We start from the raw sequence: 20,973 nt of genomic DNA on the forward strand, positions 1-20,973 counted from the left end.
GGAGTCAAGAGGATGATAGGCCGTGTTGTTGAGAGAGTCGTGAGTCATGCCCTTTGTCGATGATCATGGAGCGTATAGCCTAGCCTATGGTCTTGTGGGCGGTGCTGTTTTTCTTTGTGTCATTGTCTCCCTCTCTTTGTGGTGGCGTTCGCGGCGGTTTGTATTGCGTGCGTTAGCGTTGCAAGGCATTGATTTATCACACAGAGACCTCAGGCGCGTTGATTTATCCCATTCGAACGTATGCGGGAGTCGTTTTGATAAGGCAAATTTACGTCATGCGGCCTTGTGCCATGTAGATGCCCGTGGCTGCATGCTCACAGGGGTTGATTTACGTCATGCCGATGTGCGCGGTGGCTGTTTTGTTGCTGCTGATGTGCGTGGCGCGTCTCTTCGTTCCATGAAATGCCAAGGGGCGCGTTTTCACTGGGCGCACATGCACGAGCTCGACTTGAGACGGGTTGATGTTCGTGGCGCTACCTTCCACCATGCCCAATTGCATGGGGCGCACCTTCATCGCACATGTTGTGCTGGCGTCGACCTTTCTGACAGCAGAATGATCGGCTGTAATCTCAAACGCACGGATTTTCGCCAAGCCTGTTTGCATCGGTGTCATTTCCAGAGGGCAAATTTTAATAAGGCGATGCTCGATGGAGCAGATATGCGTGATGCGCAATGCGCTGATGCGCGCTTCCACAGACTCACGGGCAAGAAGATGAAAGCGCAACGAGCAGACTTCACACGCGCCGTCTTCACGGAAGTGTCTTTTGAGGAATGCGCTCTTCACGAAGCCGTCTTGGTTGATGCTGATATGCGTGGCATATGTCTACGTGATAGCACCTTACAGGCAGCGCACCTGCGCAATGTCGACCTACGACAAGCTGACCTACGTGGCGCTGACCTACGGGGCTGTACCATCGAGGACAGCAAACTCCATGGCGCTGATTTGCGCCATGCCGACTTGCGGGGATGCAGGATCTTCAGGAGTCAGTGTCATGGTGTGGATATGCGCATGGCGCAACTCGATATGAGCATGTGGCATGCCAGTGTTGTCGATATGGATGATGATATAGAGTTCGAATATGCTCTCATGCAGGGGCGTGTGAGTCGTCAAAAAATCAAGGAGATCATGGCGCTACGAGGAGGACGCGAAAGACTATGGTCTGTCCGCCCGTCGAGGATTTTCTGTGAAGAGGACTTCATGCCTTTACGCTACGCGTGCGCGCCCTTGACGCTTGTGGATGTCTCTGAGCGCGATGCCTTCTGGCGTCCCATATGGGAGGCGATGATCGATGAATGCCGCCGCGAAGAGCCGTCGCGCTTGCTCAGCGCTTCTGTGAAAGGATGGCTGGATATTCATGGACTCTATGGTCATGTGCCTTCTTGCGCTCGCGCCTTAGGCACCATCATCAAACAGCACTATCCCCTGTCCCTTCTCTCTCGTGAATTATCGCCACAACAGCGTTTATGGCTCAATGGTCCATGAGGGAGCGTTCATCGTCTATGGGATGGACAAGGGTTGTCTTATCTCGTTCATGGAGCGTGATGTGGGGTGTGGTGTGTTGTGCTTTATGGGCTTATGGCCTTTTTTTATCGGCATCCCCTTCCCTTGAGAGGATAGGATGGCCGTCCATTGTCGGCGGCGAAGGCGGTGGACTCTTTCTTATCCTCATGGGGAGTCTTCTGGCGTGCTGTGCCTATGGGGTGCGTCTGTTGGTCTCGAGACATGGATGGCGGCGTCTGCATGAACGTATGGGTGCTCTTTCGACTCGCCATGCCCATGCCCGCGCTGTCCCGTTTCTTGAGGAACGTCTTCGCCTCCTTGATGATGTCGCATGCTTAGCCTCCGTCTCCCGTCATGAGTCGGCGCGTCGCGCCATCCTCTCTTTACTCTGTCGTTATATCGGTGAGAATGCGCAGAAGACAGCGCAGAGTCACCCTGACCATGTGGAGAAACGCGCTTCTTGTGCGCCTGTGGGGGCGGATATCCATAGAGCCTTTGTTCTCCTGAAGGCGCTTTTTTCCCGCTGGTGCTGTCGTACAGAAACATTCTCTGGAACATTCTCTGGTCTTTCTCACGCTATGGCTATGCCGCGCCTTGCTCGAGAGGTTTGTTTCCTCCATGCTGATTTTCGCGTTCTTGACATGACATCCATTCCCTGGGTTGATGCGCCACGCCTCAGGTCTGCCCGTCTTCAGGGGGCGACTCTTTCCCATGCGCATCTTTCATCTGCCAATCTACAAGGGGCGCATCTACAGGGCGCATGTCTGTCCTATGCCAACCTCCAAGCCGCCAATCTGGCAGGGGCTGATTTACGAGGGGCCAATCTACAAGGGGCGACTCTACAAGCCGCCAATTTGCAAGGCGCAAATCTACAAGGGGCGAATATCGAGGGGACAAATCTCGACTATAGTCTCTGGTATGGTGCGCGCCTTGCCATCACCCCAGACGATGTGGCGTCATGGCATAGCGAATTGACAGCGATGGGACTAGCGGAGAGCCTCTGTCGACAGATCATCGATGACGCCTCTCAGCGTTGCCATATAGCACAAAAAAGAAACGCTTGGCTTCCCCACGCCTTATACCGCGACATACCGCTCTTTTTCCAGCGCAAAGGAGACGATGCCTTCGCCAAAGAGCGCAAGAAAAAACGCCGCGGGCGTCTTCGCTACCCCTTATCCCATCTCATCCCCCTTGATGTGACAGAAGAGCTGGCGCATTGGCGAGAGAGGTGGCAACAATTTTTCCATACGGCATGCGTGTCTCCCGCTTCTGCCTTGATGATGCTTGTCTTTCACGACCACGCCCATAGAGGCACGCCATGCGTCCATGCGTTGTGGCAGACGATGTGCGAGATGGCGGACGGCAAGGTGATAGAAAAGCACGTATCTCCCGAGATGCTGTCGAGGCTAAACCCGTAGCCATAGGCATAAGCCTATGGCATAATGGGTGCTTTATGGCGAGATAAGATGATGGCGACATATAAGAAAAAGATTGTAAAAATTCCTATCCCGATGACGTATCATGACGGCTCTCACCGCGCTCAGGTAGAGGGCGCGCTGAGGTTGATGATTAAAAATCCCCATTGGGTGATGGCGCACACCGTGCCTGTCAGCTTTAAGGGGTTAGCGCCATCGCAACGCGTGTCCGTCAAGGTCGAGCCGTATCTATGGGAGGGAGCAAAGAAGGCCATTGCCGAGATCGCGCCGATGGAGGCAGCGCGCTTAGGGTGTCGCGTTGCTGGCGTTTTGCAGTCCTTCCATCAAGTGGAGAGAGAGTGGCTCGACCATCGAGTCCCGACAGACCTTCCCCTTTTTCATTACGCCAAGCAACGTGAGGACAAGTGACATCCCATGAACCTTTCACAATCCTTTATCAGGATGACGACGTCATTGTCGTCCATAAGGAGGCAGGGATTGCCACCCACGGCGATGAACGCGCCACGCCCAACCCGCATGCCCCTTCATCGAGATGTCGCCATCGTCAAGAGCATCTCTCCTCCCTTCTTCATGCGCATTTTTCCTATCGTCTTCCCACAGAGGAGACGCGCTTAGAACGTCACGGCATCGTCCATCGTCTCGATAAGGGAAGCAGTGGCCTTCTTGTCGTTGCCCGCTCCATGCTTGCCCTCAAGGCGCTCAAAAAAGATTTTGCGCACCATCACGTCCTACGATATTACCACGCTATCGTCTATGGTGTGCCATCCGCCATGGCCGCCAGACTCAATGAGCCTCTTGGACAGGACAGGCATGACTTTCGCCGCCGTTGCGTGGACAGAGCCCATGGCAAGCCCGCCATCACCGACTATCGAGTCTTGCGTGTTTTGGGAAAAGAAAGCCTTGCGGCAAGCCTTGTGCTGTTGCGTTTGCACACGGGGAGGACGCACCAGATACGAGTCCACATGGCCCATCACCATCATCCCCTATGGAGCGACCCCCTCTATGCCTATCCCATGCCACAGGCAGGGACAAGGAGAGGGAGACGTCAAGGCGTTTCCCGTTATCATGCTGAGGCGTTGCGCAAGCTTAATAAGAGATTTCCTTATCAATTCAAGGCATTACAAGAAGAAGAGAAAAAAAGAGCAAAAAATCCCGCCTCTGCCACAGTTTTGCCACAAATCACCCCTAGAATGCAGCTAGGGAGGCAGGCACTTCATGCGTGTGTCTTAGGGTTTCACCATCCTGTGGATGGTCGGTTTTTGCGTTTTCATGCGCCCATGCCTGAGGACATGCGTCATCTTTTGCGTTTTTTTACGCGATTGGAGACAATACGCTAGGAGGTCTTATGTCATTTGCCCAAAGGAATATATCGGCTGAAGGTGAGTCGTGGCGTTTCTATGTGAGGTCGGCACGACGCTATCCTCTGCTTGATAGGGAGGAGGAACAGGCTCTTATTCGAGCATGGCAAGACCATGAGGATCAAGGGGCGCTCAATCGCCTTGTGGGGAGTCATATGCGCATGGCTGTGCGTCTTGCCTTGCAATATCGTGGTTATCACCTTCCTGTGGAGGATCTCATTGCTCAGAGCAATATGGGACTCGTCCAAGCCATCCAGCATTATGACGCCCGTTTTGGCTGTCGCCTCTCGACGTATGCCGTGTGGTGGATGAAGGCTGCCATTCAGGACTATGTCCTGAAGTCTTGGTCGATGGTGAGGATTGGGACGACAAGCAAGCAAAAACGTCTCTTCTTTAATTTACGCGGAGAGAAGGCGATGCGCTCCATGGGGTTGCATGGTGAGAGCATGACGCCTCAGGATGCTCAGACGATCGCCGACCATTTTTGCGTGTCCAGCGATGATATTATGATGATGGACGAGCGTCTCCATGCCCGTGATATGTCCCTCAATGCCCCTCGTCATGAGCAGAATGACGAAGAGTGGATCGACTCGTTGTTCGATGGTGATGAAGGGTATGAAGGGGCGCCAGAGAGGGACTATCAAGAAAAAGAAGAAAAACAATATCGCCTTCATCTCCTTCAGCGCGCCATGGGATGTTTGTCCCATAGGGAGAAGCATATCGTTCGCGCAAGGCTTTTATCATCACAGCACGTGACGTTAGAGACACTCGGGGCCGATTTAGGCTTATCCCGTGAACGTGTGCGACAAATCGAGAGCCACGCCATCCGCAAATTAAGGCGGTTTGTCCTCCAACGCCATAGGGAGCATGTCTATTCCTAAAGGATGACGTCCGTGTTATGGGATGTTTGCATGGGAGGGGCGCGTTATGGTATGGAAAGGCATGGATGATGTTTTACTTTCTCACTGGAAAAGGCCGCGGGCGTTACGTGTGGCATCAACGTTGAAACGTTGCCTGTCCGACTATATGGTGCGTGGCGCGTTTCTCGAGCGCCATCTCTGTGGCAGAGAGTGCACCATCACGCGCGTTGAACTCTCAAAGGATATGAGGAGAGCAACGATTTACGTCATTCCCTTCATGGAGGAGTCGGACGTCCCTGTGTCGCCGCGGGCGTTGGTCCATGCGCTTAATCAATTGGTGCCTATGGTGCGTCGCCATCTTGGGCGACAGCTCTCTCTCAAGCGTGTTCCTCTGTTGTTTTTCAAGCATGATGCCGCCTATGAACGCATGTGGCATGACACACATGTCGGTTGAGTCTTATCCCGACGATTGAGGGCATGATGGCAAGGGGACGTGTGGCGAAGGGGTGTGACATCGATGGGTGGATTGTTTTTGACAAGCCTGTCTCTATGCGTTCCATGCAGGCGACATCTTTTGTGCGGTCAGTGCTCAATGCGAGAAAGGCGGGGCATGCTGGTACACTAGACCCCCTTGCCTCTGGCGTCCTTCCCATTGCGTTAGGACGGGCAACGCGCGCCATCGCTCCCCTCATCGCTCAGAAAAAGACATATCGTTTTACCGTGCGTTGGGGCGTCATCACAGATACCTTGGATGCTGATGGGTGCGTGACGCATGTCATGGCACGCCGCCCCAGCATGGGCGCGATCAAGGCGATGATTCCTGAATTTGTTGGCGCGCTCATGCAAAGACCGCCTCTTTATTCGGCATTGCGTGTGCAAGGGAAGCGCGCCTATCAATGGGCGCGCGCCCATAAGCTGGTGGAATTGATGCCGCGCCCTGTCCATGTCTATTCTCTTCGTTTGGCGGCGCGCCTTTGTGAGGATGAAGCTGTTTTCGAGTGCTGTTGCGGGCAAGGCACATATGTGCGTTCATTGGCGCGTGACATGGCACAGCGTTTAGGGACATGCGGGCATATTTGCGCGTTGAGGCGCTTGAGTGTGGGGCCGTTCCTTGCCGACGACGCCGTCTCTTACGATGTCTTGCGGCGCGCATGTGAGGAAGGCAAAGGACGTTCTTTTCTCAAGCCTGTAGAGGTTAACACCGCCCTTCCACTATAAAATGCTTGCATGCATGAAAAAATAGTCTACACTGACGACTGACAAGGGATTATGGTGATGAAGGGTTATCAATGATGGAGATGCCTCCGAAACAAGATGTCATAAAGAAGTATGCCACGTCGAAAGGCGATACGGGCTCGGCCCATGTGCAGGTTGCTCTCTTGACGTCGAGAATCAACTGGCTCACGGAACATCTTAAAGTGCATAAGAAGGACCACCATTGTCGGCGTGGCTTGTTAAAGATGGTGGGGCGTCGTCGGCGTTTGTTGGATTATCTCAAGGCGCGTCGCGCTGAGGACTATGCCTCTTTGGTTAAATCTCTTGGTTTAAGGCGTTAGGGCGTTTCTGCGATGTTTTTCTCATTATGTGCCGTCATGCCTCCATGTTTCATCCATAAGGGCTATGTTTTCCATCAATAAAAAAGAGCTGACGTGGGGGGGTGTTCCATTGTCTTTTGAGACGGGGCGTATTGCGCGCCAAGCTGACGGGTCTGTCTTGGCGTTTCTAGGGGAGAGTTGTGTTCTTGCGACGGTTGTGGCGGACACAGAGCCCAAGTTGGATATTGATTTTGTGCCGCTATCGGTCAATTACATGGAGAAGGGGTATGCGGCGGGGAGGATTCCGGGTGGTTTTTTCAAGCGTGAGGGGCGTCCCAGCGAGCGTGAGACTCTTATCTCTCGTCTCATTGATAGGCCTATCCGCCCTTTATTCCCTTCTCATTATCGCTATGAAACGCAAGTCATATGCACGGTTATGAGCTTTGACCAAAAGCATGATACCGATGTGTTATCTATCAATGCGGCGTCCTGTGCCTTGACTCTCGCTGGCTTGTTGGCAAAGGAGCGTATCGTTGCCGCCTCGAAGGTCGGGTATATCGATAAGAAATTTGTGCTTAATCCGTCTCTCGAGCATATGGAGAATTCATCATTGGAGCTCGTTGTGGCGGGGACAAAGGATGGTGTTCTCATGGTCGAATCGGAAGCGTCTCAATTGTCCGAGCAGTTGATGTTGGATGCTGTGATGTTTGGCCATGAGCAGATGATTCCCGTTATTGATATGATAAGCACGATGGCCGCATCGAGCGGCGCGCCACAATGTGAGGCTGTGCCGCCAACGCCCGAGATGGAGGCGTTGCGCCTTGAGATAGAGTCTTATGAAACAGCTATGTTGGCACAAGCCTATCAAACGAAAGATAAACAAGAGAGGCGTGATAGCGTCGCTGCCTATCGCCAATCGGTTATCACCATGCTCCAAGAGAAACATCCCGACATGGCGTCGGAGACGCGTTGGCTTTCATCTGTCAAATCCCTCTTGAAAGAGAAGGAACGGCATGTCGTAAGGGAGCAAATTCTCAAAAAAGGGGAGCGCATTGATGGGCGTCAGCGCAATGACGTGCGTCCTATTGTCTGTGAGACAGGGATTTTCCCCCGCACGCATGGCTCGTCACTCTTCACGCGTGGTGAGACACAGGCGATCGCCGTCACGACTCTTGGTTCGGGGACGGACGAACAAATCATTGACGGGATGACAGGGGGGACGCGTGAATCCTTCATGATGCACTATAACTTCCCGCCTTATTCTGTGGGTGAAACGGGGCGTGTCGGATTCACGGGACGGAGGGAGGTCGGTCATGGCAAATTGGCATGGCGAGCGCTCCATCCTGTGATGCCGTCGAAGGAGGATTTTCCCTACACATTGCGTATCGTGTCTGAGATTACAGAGTCCAATGGCTCGAGCTCTATGGCGACGGTGTGCGCGTCTTCTTTGTCGCTTATGGATGCTGGCGTCCCGCTTGCCCATCCTGTCGCTGGTATTGCGATGGGGCTTATCAAGGAGGGCGATGATTTTGTCGTCTTGTCCGATATTCTTGGTGATGAAGACCATCTTGGCGACATGGATTTTAAAGTCGCTGGCACGGAACAAGGGATCACCTCTCTGCAAATGGATATTAAAGTGACGAGCATTCATCGGGATATTATGCAACAGGCGTTGGCACAAGCCCGCGAAGGCCGTCTACATATTCTCACCATTATGAACGATGTCCTCAGCCATGCGCGGAAAGAATTGAGTGTCCATGCTCCACAGATCCAGACGATGCAGATCGCCACCGACAAAATACGTGATGTCATTGGGAGTGGGGGTAAGGTTATCCGCGAGATATGCCAAGTGTCTGAGGCAAAAGTCGACATCAATGATGAGGGTGTCATCACCATTGCGGCTGTGGGCGCTGACTCTATGCGTAAGGCAAAGGATATGATCGAGAGCATCGTGGCTGACCCCGAAGTCGGGCGTATTTATCGGGGGAAGGTTGTCAAATGCCTCGATTTTGGGGCGTTCGTCAATTTCATGACGGGGCGTGATGGCCTTGTCCATATCAGCGAATTGGTGCCAAGGCGTGTTGAGAAGGTGACAGACATCGTGCGTGAAGGTGATGAGGTGAATGTGAAGGTGTTAGAGATAGATAATCGGGGCAAGATACGTTTGACGATGAAGGACATTCAGCAATAACGTCCTTCACGGCATGGTGTATGCGGGGGGGCGTATGCGGGGGGTGTGACATGCTGATGTCTTGGGAGAATGAAGTGTGATGCGTGCGATACGTCCCCTAATGTTATCTGGCAAGGAGGTTCTTCCTCTTATTGAGGGTGGTAAGGGCATCTCTATCAGTGATGGCTTGTCATGCGGCGCGTGGGCGCGTGCGGGCGGTGTGGGGACATTCTCTGGTGCTAATGCGTCAGATTATGATGAAGAGGGGCGCGTTATCCCTTATGTTTATCAAAGCAAGACGAGGCGTGAGCGTCACAGGGAGCTGGTGGAGCTATCGGTGCGTGGCGCTATTGCTCAAGCCCGTAAAGCCTATGATATTGCTGGCGGGCATGGACGTATACATATGAACATTTTGTGGGAGATGGGCGCTGCCGAAGAAGTGCTTCGCAAGACGCTAGAGGGGGCGCGTGGTCTTATTCATGGTGTGACATGTGGGGCGGGGATGCCGTATCGTTTGGCGGAGATATGTGCTCAATTTGGCGTTTTTTATTATCCCATCATTTCGTCGGCGCGCGCCTTTAGCGCGCTATGGCGGCGGGCATACCATAAGTTTCGCGATATGTTGGGGGCGGTTGTCTATGAGGACCCATGGTTGGCGGGCGGGCATAACGGCTTGTCCAATAAGGAGGACTATGACAAACCTGAACCGCCTCTTCCTCGTGTTGTAGCATTGCGCCAGATGATGAATGGGTTCGGTTTGCATGAGACGCCTATCGTCATGGCTGGAGGCGTATGGTATTTGCGCGAATGGGAAGAGTGGCTTGACAACCCTCAGCTGGCGCCGATGGCGTTTCAATTTGGCACGCGCCCTCTCTTGACAAAAGAAAGTCCTATCTCTGATGCGTGGAAGGCGTCATTGTTCAAGCTCAACAAGGGCGATGTTCTCCTCCACCGCTTTAGTCCTACGGGTTTTTACTCTTCTGCCGTGAGAAATCAATTCATACGGGATTTAGAGGAACGCTCGAAACGACAAATCCCCTACCGTCGCCATAGGGAAGAAGCGTTTGATACGGCTCTTGCCATCGGCACGCGCAAACGCAACGTTTATGTCCGTCAATGTGACATGCCGTCTATACAGGCTTGGCACAAGGAGGGGCAGAGTGAGGCATTACGCACCCCTGAGTCGACTCTCGTTTTCGTCACGCCAGAAAAGGCAGACACCATTCACAGAGACCAAGTGGCGTGCATGGGATGTCTGTCCGCATGCCTGTTCAGCAACTGGTCGCAAGATGCCTCTGGCACAACGGGACGTAAGGTGGACCCGCGTTCCTTCTGTATCCAAAAGACATTGCAGACCATCATTCACCAAGGGGACGACATAGACAATGAACTTGTCTTTGCTGGCCATGGGGCATACCGCTTTGCCTATGACCCCTTTTACAAGAATGGTTTCATCCCCACCGTTCAGCAGCTGGTCGAGCGTATCCTCACGGGGGACTAGTCCCCCCGTTGTTTATGAGGAGGCGACGTCTAGGCTGTCTGTCCTAACGCAAGCTCTTGAGATAGGCGATGACGTCTTGGCGTTGCTCTTCCTTACGTAAGCCCACAAACAACATTTTGGTATCTTTGATGAGATCCTTTGGCTTTTTGAGCCATATGTCTAGGGTCGCATCGTCCCATGTGACGTTGGCATCGAGGAACGCTTTAGAGTATTTGTATCCCTCTTTCTGTCCTGCCGCCTTGCCGTAGGTATCCCACAGATTAGGGCCTATCTTGTGTTTTCCTCCTTCATCCACCGTGTGGCATGCGGAGCATTTTTTGAAGATGGATTTACCGGACTCTGGGTCGCCAGCAGCGTTGCTGGGTGACGCGTTGAGAACCAAGAAGGTAAGAATGACAGAGAAAACGTAAAGCATGTGTCTTTTCATGGTAGAATACCCTTATATATTTCTTGTGCGTTCGTGGCATGGTGTTTGTCATGATGTTTTTCATGATGTTTCTCAGGGACAACGATGCCGTCAGTGATAGGGTGTAAAGTAGTGTGGTTGTGCGTGATAATCAAGTATTGATTATAGGGGGTGGTTTGAGCGGTTTGAGTCTTGCGTCTGCTTTGGGCTGTCGTGGCGTCGGTGTGACGTTGATAGAGGCGGGTCGGTATGCGCCACAGGACACGGCGGGCGATACGGATTTGCGTCATACGGCTGTTTCTTATGGTTCACAGCGTCTTATGGAGAGGTGGGGCGTATGGGATGAGGTGAAGGCGTATGCGTCTCCTATCATGCATGTCTGTGTTGCCGATGGCGAGTCAGGGGCGTTTCAGGACAATAGGCTCACATTTTCGGCGTCCCATATGGCCGGCGTTGACAGGTTAGGCTCTATCATTGGCAATGATGTCTTGCGGCGGTGCATGTATTCTAGGGCGCGCTCTTATCAGTCTGTGTGCTGTGTTGAGGGCGTTGCTGTTGCGAGGCGTCGGGTGAGTCGTGATGGAGTCGTCCTTGACTTATCTGATGGCAGGGAGGTCAGGGGCATGGTGGTGGCGGTTGCCGATGGGCGTTTCTCTCGTTACGGACGGGAGTCTGGTATCGGGTATCGTCACTATGATTATGAGCAGAAGGCTGTTGTGGCTCTTCTTCGCCATGAGAGGCCCCATCATGGGGTTGCTGTGGAGTTTTTTTGGCAACAAGGGACGGTGGCGTTGTTACCGATGACGGATGACGAAGAGGGGCGTCCTCGCTCTTCCCTCGTTTGGAGTCTCAGTCAGAGGAGTGCTGAGGCGATGGTGTCGTGCGCGTCCTCTCTTTTTGCCTCCCATGTGGAACGTTATAGTCATCGTATCTTTGGCAAGATGACACTGATAAGTGAACGACAGGCGTGGCGTGTGTCCCTTGTGCGCGCCCAGAATTTTGTCGCCGAGCGTATGGCGTTGGTCGGTGATGCATGTCGCGCCCTTCATCCTTTAGCGGGACAGGGCATTAATTTAGGGTGGCGTGACGTGGAGGTGTTTGCGCAATTGGTGCAAGACTACCAAGCATGTGGTTTAGATTGTGGGAGTTCCACCTTATTGCGGACCTATGGGCAGAGGCGGGTGCGTGACTCCCAAGCCTTGATGATGGTAACCCATAGCCTTCAGCGTCTTTTCACGAGAGGACATCCCGCTCTTATTGCCATGAGGCGTCGTGGTTTGCGCATGGTGGAGTCGAGCCCGCGTGCGCGTCAATTTTTTATGCGCCATGCCATGGGTCTGGGGCTAGGGCTAGGGCGGGGTCTGTCGGTGGATGGCGCATGGTGAGGGAGCAGGTGACGTGGGATAGGGTGTGGGGCGTGTCATGGTGGGTGGGGACGATGGCGCTTGCCTGCGTGTTTTTTTCCTTTTCGCCAGACGATAGGTCGTTGAATGTGGCGGGGGATATGCCTGTTCAGCATGTGTTTGGTATTGTTGGTGCTTATGGCGCTGATATATTACGGCAGAGTTTTGGGTATGCTGTTGTGACGGCCATGCTTGTCTTTGCTCTATGGGGGGTAAAATATGCGGTGCATAGGCCGCCATGTTTTCTCAAGAGGCGTCTGTTTGCCCTTCTCTGTGCCTGTATTTTTGTGGCGAGCAGTTTGCATGCCATTGCGATGCTTCATACGGGCGTTCCCTCTTGGGCATTATGGGGAGGTATGATTGGCAAAGCCCTCTATCATGTGGCGGGTGCTACCTTTTCTTTTATCGGCATGACTGTACCGATTTTATTGGCGTTGAGTCTGGCGAGTCTTGCTGGTGTTGCCTCTATGCTCTATGCATGTGGTTTGACGTCAGAAGAGTGGCGGTGGCTGGCCATGCAGACGAGGCGCATGATGGGGGTCGCCATGCGCTTTCTTCTGACATGTATTGCGTTGCTAGGACAAGCTGCTCTCCAATTGTGGCATGGTATCAAGGGAGATTTGGATAAGCGCACGTCCTTTATGGCGTGGGGTCCCCGTCGCCGAGACTGGCATGACGTGGCGGTAGAGCGCCCCGACAAAAGCTATGACAAAAACGATATTGAAGGGACGAGGGAGACGCCGCTTGCGATTTCTAGTCCGCGCGCGTCCCTTCACCATGTGGCAGAATCCGCCCAAGCTCTTCCTTCAATCGATGTTTTGCACAAAGAGCGTGAGGCGCATGACCATGCTGGCGTTCGCTCGTCTCTTGAGGAGCAAGCTGCGCTTCTTGTATCGTCTCTACAAGATTTCGGTATCAAGGGGCGTGTTTTGCGTATTGAGCCCGGTCCTGTGGTGACGCTCTATGCCTTTGAGCCAGCAGCGGGTGTGAAGACATCGTCCATTATTGCTCTCAGCCATGACCTTGCCCGCGCCCTCAGCGCCTTATCGGTGCGTGTCGCCTTGATGCCGGGGCATAATGTCATAGGGATCGAAGTGCCTCGTTCGCGCCGTCGTCATGTGTTTTTACATAGCCTCCTATCATCCATCGGTGATAAGGCACAGCATGCCAGTCTTCCCCTTGCCCTTGGCACGACCATTGGTGGCGATGCTGTGATGGCTGACTTGAGCGCCATGCCACACCTTCTTGTGGCGGGGACGACAGGCTCTGGCAAATCGGTCGCGCTCAATGGGATGATCTTGACGTTGCTTTTCCATCTGCCAGCGTCTCTCTGTCGTTTTTTGATGATCGACCCGAAGCGTCTCGAATTGTCGGCCTATGATGGTATACCCCATCTTTTGACGCCCGTCATCACAGAGCCAGAACAAGCGCTCTCGGCCTTCAAGTGGCTGGTGAAAGAAATGGAAAGGCGTTATGGCGTCATGTCGGCCTTTGGCGTCCGTCACATTGATGGCTACAATAAAAAATGCTTACGTCTTGCCCAACAGAATCGCCATGATGTTTTATCTCCTTCCGCCGTTCTTCATGCTGGTGAAAGCCAAGCGCCCCATCTCATGCCGTTTATTGTGGCGATCGTGGATGAAGTGGCTGACCTCATGCTCGTTTCAGGACGCCATATCGAAGGCTCTATCCAGCGTCTGGCACAGATGGCGCGAGCCGCTGGCATACATATCATCCTGGCGACCCAACGCCCCTCTGTGGATGTCCTCACAGGCACGATCAAGGCGAATTTCCCGACACGTATCAGTTTCCAAGTGACGACAAAAATCGACTCCCGCACCATATTGGGTGAACAAGGGGCAGAGCAATTGTTAGGACAAGGCGACATGCTGTTGATGCAGCCGGGCAAGCCGTTGCAACGCCTTCACGCCCCTTTTGTCAGCGACGACGAGGTGGAGCATGTCGTCCAATTTCTCAAAGCGCGCCACCATGCTGTCCATGACGCATGTCATCCCGCCATGGATGGCGAGACGCCAGCGCATGCCTCCCATAGCGCCCATGCTTCTTCCCCCCATGCCTCCCATAACCATGTCCCCCATAGCCATGGTCCTGTGCGCGGGACAGCGCCTTTCGTTCTTGATGAAGAGGAAAGTGAGGACGATAAACTCTATGGTCATGCCGTGACGTTGGTGCGTGAACATGGGCGCGCCTCTATCAGTTTTATCCAGCGTCACTTACAAATTGGCTATAATAGGGCGGCGCGTCTCATGGAGCGGATGGAACAAGAGAGCATTGTCTCTCCAGCTGACCATGCGGGTAGACGCACCATCATACGTTCGCCCTGAGAGCACACGGACATCCCATGACCATGACGTCAAGACGATATTTAAGAGCATGGAGAGGGGCGATGGTGTCAGCGTCAGTGTTGTGTGCTGTCTGTTTTTTGATGGAGAGCGATGTCATGGCGGCTGATGCGCATCGTGAGTCTGAGCGTGCTGTTGTGCCGATGGAGAGTGGCGCTCATGTTTTGGTTTTGTCGCGGATACGTCATTATTTGAATAGCCTTCACCAATTCACAGCGCGTTTTTCCCAATTCACTGAGGATGGCGGATTTGCCAGAGGACGTATCTCTGTGTGGCGTCCGGGCAGGATGCGGGTTGACTATGACCCTCCCGTTTCTCTCGAGATTATTGCCGATGGGCGTCATGTCTTTTTTCATGACCGTGCACGCGACACGGTTAACAGCACATCCCTTGGCAATTTCCCTGCTGGTTTTCTCTTAGAGCGTTATATCGACTTTGGCGGACGTTTTGACGTTACCGCTGTCGAGGTGAGTCAGAATGACATTCTGGTCAATGTCCTCGACAAGGATCACAGAGATATTGGCGACATTGAGCTCTTGTTTCACGACCGCCCGCTACGTTTAGCGCAATGGGTTATCCGCGACATGCGTGGCGCATCGACACAGGTGCGTTTGAGCGACATACGCAAGGTGAATTCTTTTGACCGTGACACATTTCAATTTCGGCGTCCCGCGCAGAGTCCTTTTTCGCCTTCTAGGTCAAGGCGATGACGTTATCGTCTTCCATGCTTCCCCTTCGAGGAGCAGACACGTCCTTCATGGTGCGCGCTATTTATGGTGTGGGGCAGAACTACCATGCCCATGCCCAAGAGATGGGTATTGATAGTCATAAGGAGACACCTGTCTTTTTTATGAAAGACATTCATACGATGGTCACAACGGGCACATCCATTCCTTATCCCCCTTCGACCCGTCTGTTGCATTATGAGGTGGAGTGGGTCATTGCCGTTGGACGCCATACGGGCTATAGGGGGGATTCTCTTCACCATCAAGGGCGTGTCGTGGCGCCGCTTCCGATGCGCATGTCGAAGGAGGAAGCCACAGCGTCTATCGTTGGCTTTGGCATTGGCATCGACCTCACCCGCCGTGACATGCAGGAGGAGGCGCGCAAGAAAGGCATGCCATGGTTTTTAGCGAAGAATTTTCCGGGGGCGTGTCCATGCTCTCCGTTGATAGCAAGAGCGTTGGTAGAGGATGAAGACGCATGCCATATCATTCTCGAATGCGATGGCGCATGCGTTCAGCATGGGTATCTCTATAAGCGCTTGTGGAATTCTGTCGATATTCTGTGCGAGCTCTCGAAGCATATCGCCATTCCCGATGGGACGTTGATTTATACAGGCACGCCAGAGGGCGTCGGTGTCGTTGACTCTGGCCGTTCTGTGCGTCTCCATGCGTTCTGCCCGCAATATGATGCTATGGATCTTGTTCTCACGGTGGGACGAGAGGCGTGATGTCGCAGCGTTCTTTACGCGTTGTGACGTGGAATATCAATTCGGTGCGTTCGCGTGTTGATATGATGATGGGATGGCTTCGTCAGATGGACGCCGACATTGTGTGCTTGCAAGAGACAAAGGCGCGTCCGTGCGTTTTTCCCACACAGCTATGCGCCGCGCATGGCTATGCCTATCACCATATCGATGGAATCAAGCGCTATAATGGCGTTGCCATGGTATCTCGCCTTCCCCTTGTGGATAAGGCGAAACACATATGGTGTGGGCGTGATGATGCGCGCCATATTTCAGCATCTGTGCGTTGGCATGGGCGAGACCTTCTTATCCATAATCTCTATGTGCCGGCAGGGGGGGATGTGGCGGATGTGGCATGCAATCCGAAATTTGCCCATAAGTTAGCGTTCATTGAGGAAGCGGGAGCGTTTCTTGCGAAGACGTGCCAGACATATCCCCATGCTGTCGTTGTGGGTGACTTGAATATCGCGCCTCTCCCGTGTGACGTATGGTCGCACGAGCAATTGCTCCGTGTGGTGTCGCACACGCCTATAGAGACACGCAGCTTATGCCACATGCAAGAGAGAGGACGCTGGGTTGATGCGGTGCGCCATGTGTTTCCGCCGCCACAAAAACTTTATACATGGTGGAGCTATCGGGCGCGCCATGTGATGGCGAGCGACAGAGGGAGGCGTCTCGACCATATATGGGTATCACGCGCTCTCTGTCCCCATATCCGCACGGCGCGCATTTTTCGCCATGCGCGCACGGATGTTCGTCCCTCTGACCATGTGCCGGTGCTGTTAGAGCTTGCTCCTTCCTAACGGGGTGTTGTCATGCGTTGCCTTATCTGTTCATAGAGGCTATCGAAGCGTTTGTTGATGATACTTTGGCGTATTTTTGCCATAAGGCTTTGATAAAAGAAGAGGTTATGGAGGGTGAGGAGTGTGGCAGCGAGGATTTCTTTCTTTTTAAAGAGGTGATGTAGATAGCTCTTCGAGTAATGTGTGCAGAGGGGGCATGGGCATGTTGGGTCGAGAGGGGATGTGTCATATCGGTGGCATGCATTCATCATGTTGATTTCGCCATCCCATGTGAATGCTTTGGCTGTGCGTCCACAGCGTGTTGGCAGGACGCAATCGACCATGTCGATACCGCGTTTGACGGCATCGAGGATATCGAGGGGTCGTCCCACGCCCATGAGATAGCGAGGTTTCTCTTGGGGCATGAAGGCTATTGTCGCATCGAGGGTGCGATTGCGTTGTGTGGCATGTTCGCCCACTGAGAGTCCTCCTATGGCATAGCCATGGAAAGGAGAGGTCGCGAGGGTTTCGGCACAGCGGCGACGTAAGTTCTCATCGAGGCCGCCTTGGATGATGGCAAAAAGACCGTAGCCATGTCGTTGCTGATAATGTTCTAGGCTAGATGACGCCCAGCGGCATGTCCTGTGGACGCTTTGCTCTAAGAGAGCGGTATCACTATCCCATGGCACGCACATATCGAGGACCATGGAGATGGTGCTATTGAACAGATATTGCGCCTCGATGACGGATTGTGGTGTGAGGCGTCTCTTATGTCCGTCAATGGGCGAGCGGAAGGATGCTCCATGGTCATCCACGTCACACAAGCGAGCGAGAGACCATATTTGGAAGCCTCCCGAGTCCGTCAAGATGGGTTTATGCCATTGCATGAAGTTGTGTAGCCCGAGGTGGCGTTCTATAACGTCGCAACCGGGACGTTCTATAAGGTGATATGTATTGGCGAGGATGATGTGTGTGCCTGTGCTTGTGACGGATGTGCTCTCCACGCCTTTGATGGATGCATAGGTGCCGACGGGCATAAAGCATGGTGTGTCGATGGTGCCGTGGGCGGTTGTGATGTGTCCGCACCGCGCATGGCGGTCTTGGGCGAGGATGTGGAAGTCTACCATGGAGAAGGGCGTCTTGGCATGTGTGGGAGCAAGCATGCGTCGCCATAGGAATAAAATCGGTATCCGGTGCGGATGGCATGACGATAGAGCCTGTGCATCGTTGTGTAGCCACTAAAGGCGCAGACGAGCATAAAGAGGGTTGTGCGTGGTTGATGGAAGTTCGTCAAGAGATAGTCGGCACAGCGGAATCGGTATCGAGGCGTGATGAAGAGTTTTGTGATGCCTTGCCATGGGGTGATATATCCCTGTCGTGAGGCGCATGTTTCGAGCATGCGTAAGCTCGTTGTGCCGACGGCGATGATGCGTCCTCCTTGTTGCTTTGTGCGATTGATGAGTCGCGCTGTGGTGTTTGGCATGAGGCCATACTCGCCATGCATGGGATGCTGTTCGATATGGTCGTGGCGTATGGGCTGGAATGTGCCAGCGCCTACATAGAGCGTCAGGGGGGCAATAGAGATGGCATGGCGTTTGAGGGCATAGAGGATACGGGGCGTGAAATGGAGTCCAGCTGTAGGGCTAGCGATAGCGCTATGTGTCTGGTCTTGTGGTGCTCGATGTGCCTGTGTGGAGAAAATTGTCTGATAGTCTTGTTCGTCGCGTCTGTCGCTGGTTCGTTTTTTTTCGATATAAGGGGGAAGGGGCATGACACCAAAACGTTCGAGGGCATGGCGCAATTGTTCCCATGAACATGGGAAAGACACAATGGATGTGCCATCTTCGTGATGTTGTTCCACTGTGGCTGTCGGTATATCTTTGATGATAATGGATGTTTTTGGCGGGATTTTTTTTCGAGGTTTCACCATAGCGCGCCATGCGTGGCCTATACCATCTGGGGTGTGCTGTTCTTGTGGCAGAGGATGGCAGAGGAGGATGTCGCATGGCCGATTGTTATGGCGCGTGCGCCCTTTGAGGCGCGCTTTTATGACTTTGACGTTGTTGATGACGAGGGTATCGCCAGCTTTTAGGATAGCGGGGAGTTGGTCGATTCGTGCGTGCTGATGAGGCGTTTTATGGTGGAGGCGGGAGTCGTTGAGGATAAGGAGACGCGCTTTATCTCTTATGGGGTGTGGTCGCAAGGCGATGCGCACCCCATGGCAAGGATAGGTGAAAAGGGCTGTTTTCATGGTGTTTGTCTATAGAAATGTTTTCGATATGTCGATATGTATGGTATAGAGTATGTGTTCTTACGGGGCGTGTGGGGAGAATGATGGGATGATAGGCAGTGTGATAGGGAGGTGAGGGCGAGAGATGTCTTTTGAGCGTGATGAGTCGCGTGGTCGTCGGTCTGGACGTAAGAAGATAGGCTTATGGCGTGCGTTCATCGATTTCTGCTGGGCCTTATATGATTCGTGCGTGAGTCTTGTGCGCGTGACGGTTCAGAGGGTTATCCTGCCCCTTGCGCGTGGCAAATGGCGTGTTTTGCTGTGGTTATCGCGTCAATTATTCTATGCCAGCAAGCATGGTCTTATCATGGTGTGGGCGGTTGTTTGGCGTTATCCTATCAGTTTGCTCGTTGTGCCGGGGGTTGTGCTGTTGAGTGTGTATTCTATCCCTAAGATGATTGATTGGTCGTCACTTTATGGTGAGCGTATACAGCGCTATGTGGAACAGAGCGTTGAGCGTTCTTTTTCTTTTCAGGACATAGCGTTTGCGATTTTACCGACGCCGCGTCTTGTTTTGTATGATGTTGTGTTGAGGAATATCAAGGGTGGCGGGTTTGACGATAGTCTGTATGCGCGGCGTCTCAGCATGACGTTCAAATGGTGGAGTTTGTTGCGTGGGTCGTTTGATGTGCAAAACATTGATATGCATCAGGGGGTTCTCTATCTAGAGACATTGCAGAAGGGCGTTCATAATTGGGACTTTGCCGAATTGGAGCATCAGGGGCGCGAGGCGTCGCGTCGTCAGACGAAGAAGGGGGATGGCCGTCCTGCTGTGGCGGAGGCGTCTGTGGCTGAGGAGGAGAGCGTTCCCTTCCATGCCCTTGGGGTGTCTGAGTCGGTGATTGTGTGGCGGCGTGCCCACAGGCCGTGTTACGAGGGGATGGAAGACGTTTTTCGGGATACGGTCGTTTCTCTCCATCCGTCTTTTGTCGTGAAGAAGGGTTTATGCGCCCATGTCGTGTCAGTGGTGCGTGACGTGGATATTTATATCGATAGGCACGGAGACGATAAGCGCGGTGTGGCTGTCGCGGGTGATGACGTAGACTTTTCCTTCCTCTATCGCCATGAGCTCCATGTGGAGGGTCGTGTCGAGAGCATCATATGGCAAGGCTGGTCGTTAAGTGATGGGTATGTGGATTTTTCTATGGGGGATGGGGAATTGGTCTTGGATGACATGTCTGGTGGTATCAACGACGGGTTTATTGATGCGCGTGGCTTTATCGAGCATACCCATGGGGATGGTGGGAATTCGTCTTTATCCTATGGCTTGGACTTAGCGTGCGAGGGGGTTGCCTTTCCAGATGGTGAATGGCTTACGGATTGGAATCATAACGTTGTGCGCGGCCATTCATCCATTGACATTGAGGTGGAAGGCGATGTGCCGAGCATGTCAATGGATGACATCAAGGCGTCGCTACAGGGGGAGGCGCGTTTTCTTCTCAAGGAAGCGTATGTGCGTGGTCCTTATGCGCGTGGCATTATGCAGTTGCTAGAAGCCCGTCACGGGACGGGATTTTTAGGTGTGTTGGCGGAGGCTGTGCTTGGTAGTTCATTAGCGCCTATTTCGTCGGGGCGTTTTGATGTCGCCATACGTGATGGCGTCATTAAGAGCGATAATATCCAGCTCAATGTGGGTCACTTCGCGCCTGCGTCTCAAGAAGAGCTGGAGGAGTCGAGACGTTCGACTCAGTTGCGTGGTTGGCTCGAGGCGAGTATTCCTCGCAATTTCATTGAGTCGCGCCTCAATATCTATACGCCAGACGGAGGCTTATTCGCTGATGTCGGGTTGGACATCATGGGGAGTCTTGATGCGCCGACTGTGTCCCTTCATGGCATTGGTGGTTTCTAGGGCGTGAGGGGTGTGTGGCGTGACGTAGGGCGGGGTGGGGGTATGGGCGCT

Annotated in this window: 19 protein-coding genes; 16 read left to right on the plus strand and 3 right to left on the minus strand. The window is 53.3% G+C overall.

Features of this window, described 5'->3' with window-relative positions:
• Nucleotides 1-46: 46 nt before the first annotated feature.
• The 10 genes from GDA54_03785 (at nucleotide 47) to GDA54_03830 (ending at nucleotide 10,361) form a co-directional block, all read left to right on the plus strand.
• A complete protein-coding gene (locus GDA54_03785) occupies nucleotides 47-1,483 on the plus strand; it encodes a pentapeptide repeat-containing protein (GenBank protein MBC6497424.1) in 1,437 nt (478 codons plus the stop codon).
• A complete protein-coding gene (locus GDA54_03790) occupies nucleotides 1,465-2,919 on the plus strand; it encodes a pentapeptide repeat-containing protein (protein ID MBC6497425.1) in 1,455 nt (484 codons plus the stop codon). The genes GDA54_03785 and GDA54_03790 overlap by 19 nt, the downstream gene beginning before the upstream one ends.
• A gap of 48 nt (nucleotides 2,920-2,967) precedes the next feature.
• The gene (locus GDA54_03795; protein MBC6497426.1) at nucleotides 2,968-3,345 is read left to right on the plus strand and encodes a hypothetical protein; all 378 of its coding nucleotides are present in this window, start codon (nucleotides 2,968-2,970) and stop codon (nucleotides 3,343-3,345) included.
• Nucleotides 3,342-4,274 (plus strand): hypothetical protein, encoded by a 933-nt coding sequence (locus GDA54_03800; GenBank protein ID MBC6497427.1) that lies wholly within the window; start codon nucleotides 3,342-3,344, stop codon nucleotides 4,272-4,274. Before GDA54_03795 ends, GDA54_03800 begins: the two co-directional genes overlap by 4 nt.
• Before the next feature lie 8 nt (nucleotides 4,275-4,282).
• A complete protein-coding gene (locus GDA54_03805) occupies nucleotides 4,283-5,176 on the plus strand; it encodes an RNA polymerase factor sigma-32 (protein MBC6497428.1) in 894 nt (297 codons plus the stop codon).
• A gap of 46 nt (nucleotides 5,177-5,222) precedes the next feature.
• On the plus strand, nucleotides 5,223-5,609 hold the full coding sequence (locus GDA54_03810) for a ribosome-binding factor A (GenBank protein MBC6497429.1): 387 nt from the start codon (nucleotides 5,223-5,225) through the stop codon (nucleotides 5,607-5,609).
• A gap of 23 nt (nucleotides 5,610-5,632) precedes the next feature.
• Nucleotides 5,633-6,373, plus strand: a complete 741-nt coding sequence (gene truB / locus GDA54_03815; protein ID MBC6497430.1) for a tRNA pseudouridine(55) synthase TruB — start codon at nucleotides 5,633-5,635, stop codon at nucleotides 6,371-6,373.
• Between the two features lie 74 nt (nucleotides 6,374-6,447).
• The gene (gene rpsO / locus GDA54_03820; protein MBC6497431.1) at nucleotides 6,448-6,711 is read left to right on the plus strand and encodes a 30S ribosomal protein S15; all 264 of its coding nucleotides are present in this window, start codon (nucleotides 6,448-6,450) and stop codon (nucleotides 6,709-6,711) included.
• Between the two features lie 64 nt (nucleotides 6,712-6,775).
• Entirely contained in the window at nucleotides 6,776-8,881 is a 2,106-nt protein-coding gene (gene pnp, locus GDA54_03825) for a polyribonucleotide nucleotidyltransferase (protein MBC6497432.1), read from the plus strand.
• Nucleotides 8,882-8,960: 79 nt separating this feature from the next.
• On the plus strand, nucleotides 8,961-10,361 hold the full coding sequence (locus tag GDA54_03830) for a nitronate monooxygenase (GenBank protein MBC6497433.1): 1,401 nt from the start codon (nucleotides 8,961-8,963) through the stop codon (nucleotides 10,359-10,361).
• Nucleotides 10,362-10,404: 43 nt separating this feature from the next.
• Here GDA54_03830 and GDA54_03835 read toward each other — a convergent pair whose 3' ends face one another.
• Nucleotides 10,405-10,776 carry a cytochrome c family protein gene (locus tag GDA54_03835; protein ID MBC6497434.1) on the minus strand — a complete coding sequence of 124 codons (372 nt, stop codon included), beginning with the start codon at nucleotides 10,774-10,776 and terminating at the stop codon, nucleotides 10,405-10,407.
• A 125-nt stretch (nucleotides 10,777-10,901) separates the two neighbouring features.
• On the opposite strand from GDA54_03835, the gene GDA54_03840 reads away from it, so the two are divergent.
• Genes GDA54_03840 through GDA54_03860 form a run of 5 tightly spaced genes read left to right on the plus strand, consistent with a single transcriptional unit; the run spans nucleotide 10,902 to nucleotide 16,804 of the window.
• Complete coding sequence (locus GDA54_03840) at nucleotides 10,902-12,152, plus strand: FAD-dependent monooxygenase (GenBank protein MBC6497435.1); 1,251 nt, start codon at nucleotides 10,902-10,904, stop codon at nucleotides 12,150-12,152.
• Entirely contained in the window at nucleotides 12,146-14,515 is a 2,370-nt protein-coding gene (locus GDA54_03845; GenBank protein MBC6497436.1) for a DNA translocase FtsK 4TM domain-containing protein, read from the plus strand. The genes GDA54_03840 and GDA54_03845 overlap by 7 nt, the downstream gene beginning before the upstream one ends.
• Nucleotides 14,516-14,538: 23 nt before the next feature.
• Nucleotides 14,539-15,243 (plus strand): outer membrane lipoprotein carrier protein LolA, encoded by a 705-nt coding sequence (locus GDA54_03850; GenBank protein ID MBC6497437.1) that lies wholly within the window; start codon nucleotides 14,539-14,541, stop codon nucleotides 15,241-15,243.
• Entirely contained in the window at nucleotides 15,240-15,986 is a 747-nt protein-coding gene (locus GDA54_03855) for a fumarylacetoacetate hydrolase family protein (GenBank protein MBC6497438.1), read from the plus strand. The genes GDA54_03850 and GDA54_03855 overlap by 4 nt, the downstream gene beginning before the upstream one ends.
• The gene (locus GDA54_03860; GenBank protein MBC6497439.1) at nucleotides 15,986-16,804 is read left to right on the plus strand and encodes an endonuclease/exonuclease/phosphatase family protein; all 819 of its coding nucleotides are present in this window, start codon (nucleotides 15,986-15,988) and stop codon (nucleotides 16,802-16,804) included. The genes GDA54_03855 and GDA54_03860 overlap by 1 nt, the downstream gene beginning before the upstream one ends.
• On the opposite strand, the gene tgt is transcribed toward GDA54_03860, so the two are convergent.
• Complete coding sequence (gene tgt, locus GDA54_03865) at nucleotides 16,801-17,910, minus strand: tRNA guanosine(34) transglycosylase Tgt (GenBank protein ID MBC6497440.1); 1,110 nt, start codon at nucleotides 17,908-17,910, stop codon at nucleotides 16,801-16,803. The genes GDA54_03860 and tgt overlap by 4 nt on opposite strands.
• On the minus strand, nucleotides 17,904-19,034 hold the full coding sequence (gene queA, locus GDA54_03870) for a tRNA preQ1(34) S-adenosylmethionine ribosyltransferase-isomerase QueA (GenBank protein MBC6497441.1): 1,131 nt from the start codon (nucleotides 19,032-19,034) through the stop codon (nucleotides 17,904-17,906). The genes tgt and queA overlap by 7 nt, the downstream gene beginning before the upstream one ends.
• 124 nt (nucleotides 19,035-19,158) lie before the next feature.
• Here queA and GDA54_03875 point away from each other — a divergent pair, with 124 nt between their 5' ends.
• Nucleotides 19,159-20,922 (plus strand): AsmA family protein, encoded by a 1,764-nt coding sequence (locus GDA54_03875; GenBank protein ID MBC6497442.1) that lies wholly within the window; start codon nucleotides 19,159-19,161, stop codon nucleotides 20,920-20,922.
• Nucleotides 20,923-20,973 lie beyond the last annotated feature (51 nt).

Source organism: Alphaproteobacteria bacterium GM7ARS4 (assembly GCA_014332745.1).
Taxonomy (GTDB): Bacteria; Pseudomonadota; Alphaproteobacteria; order GM7ARS4; family GM7ARS4; genus GM7ARS4.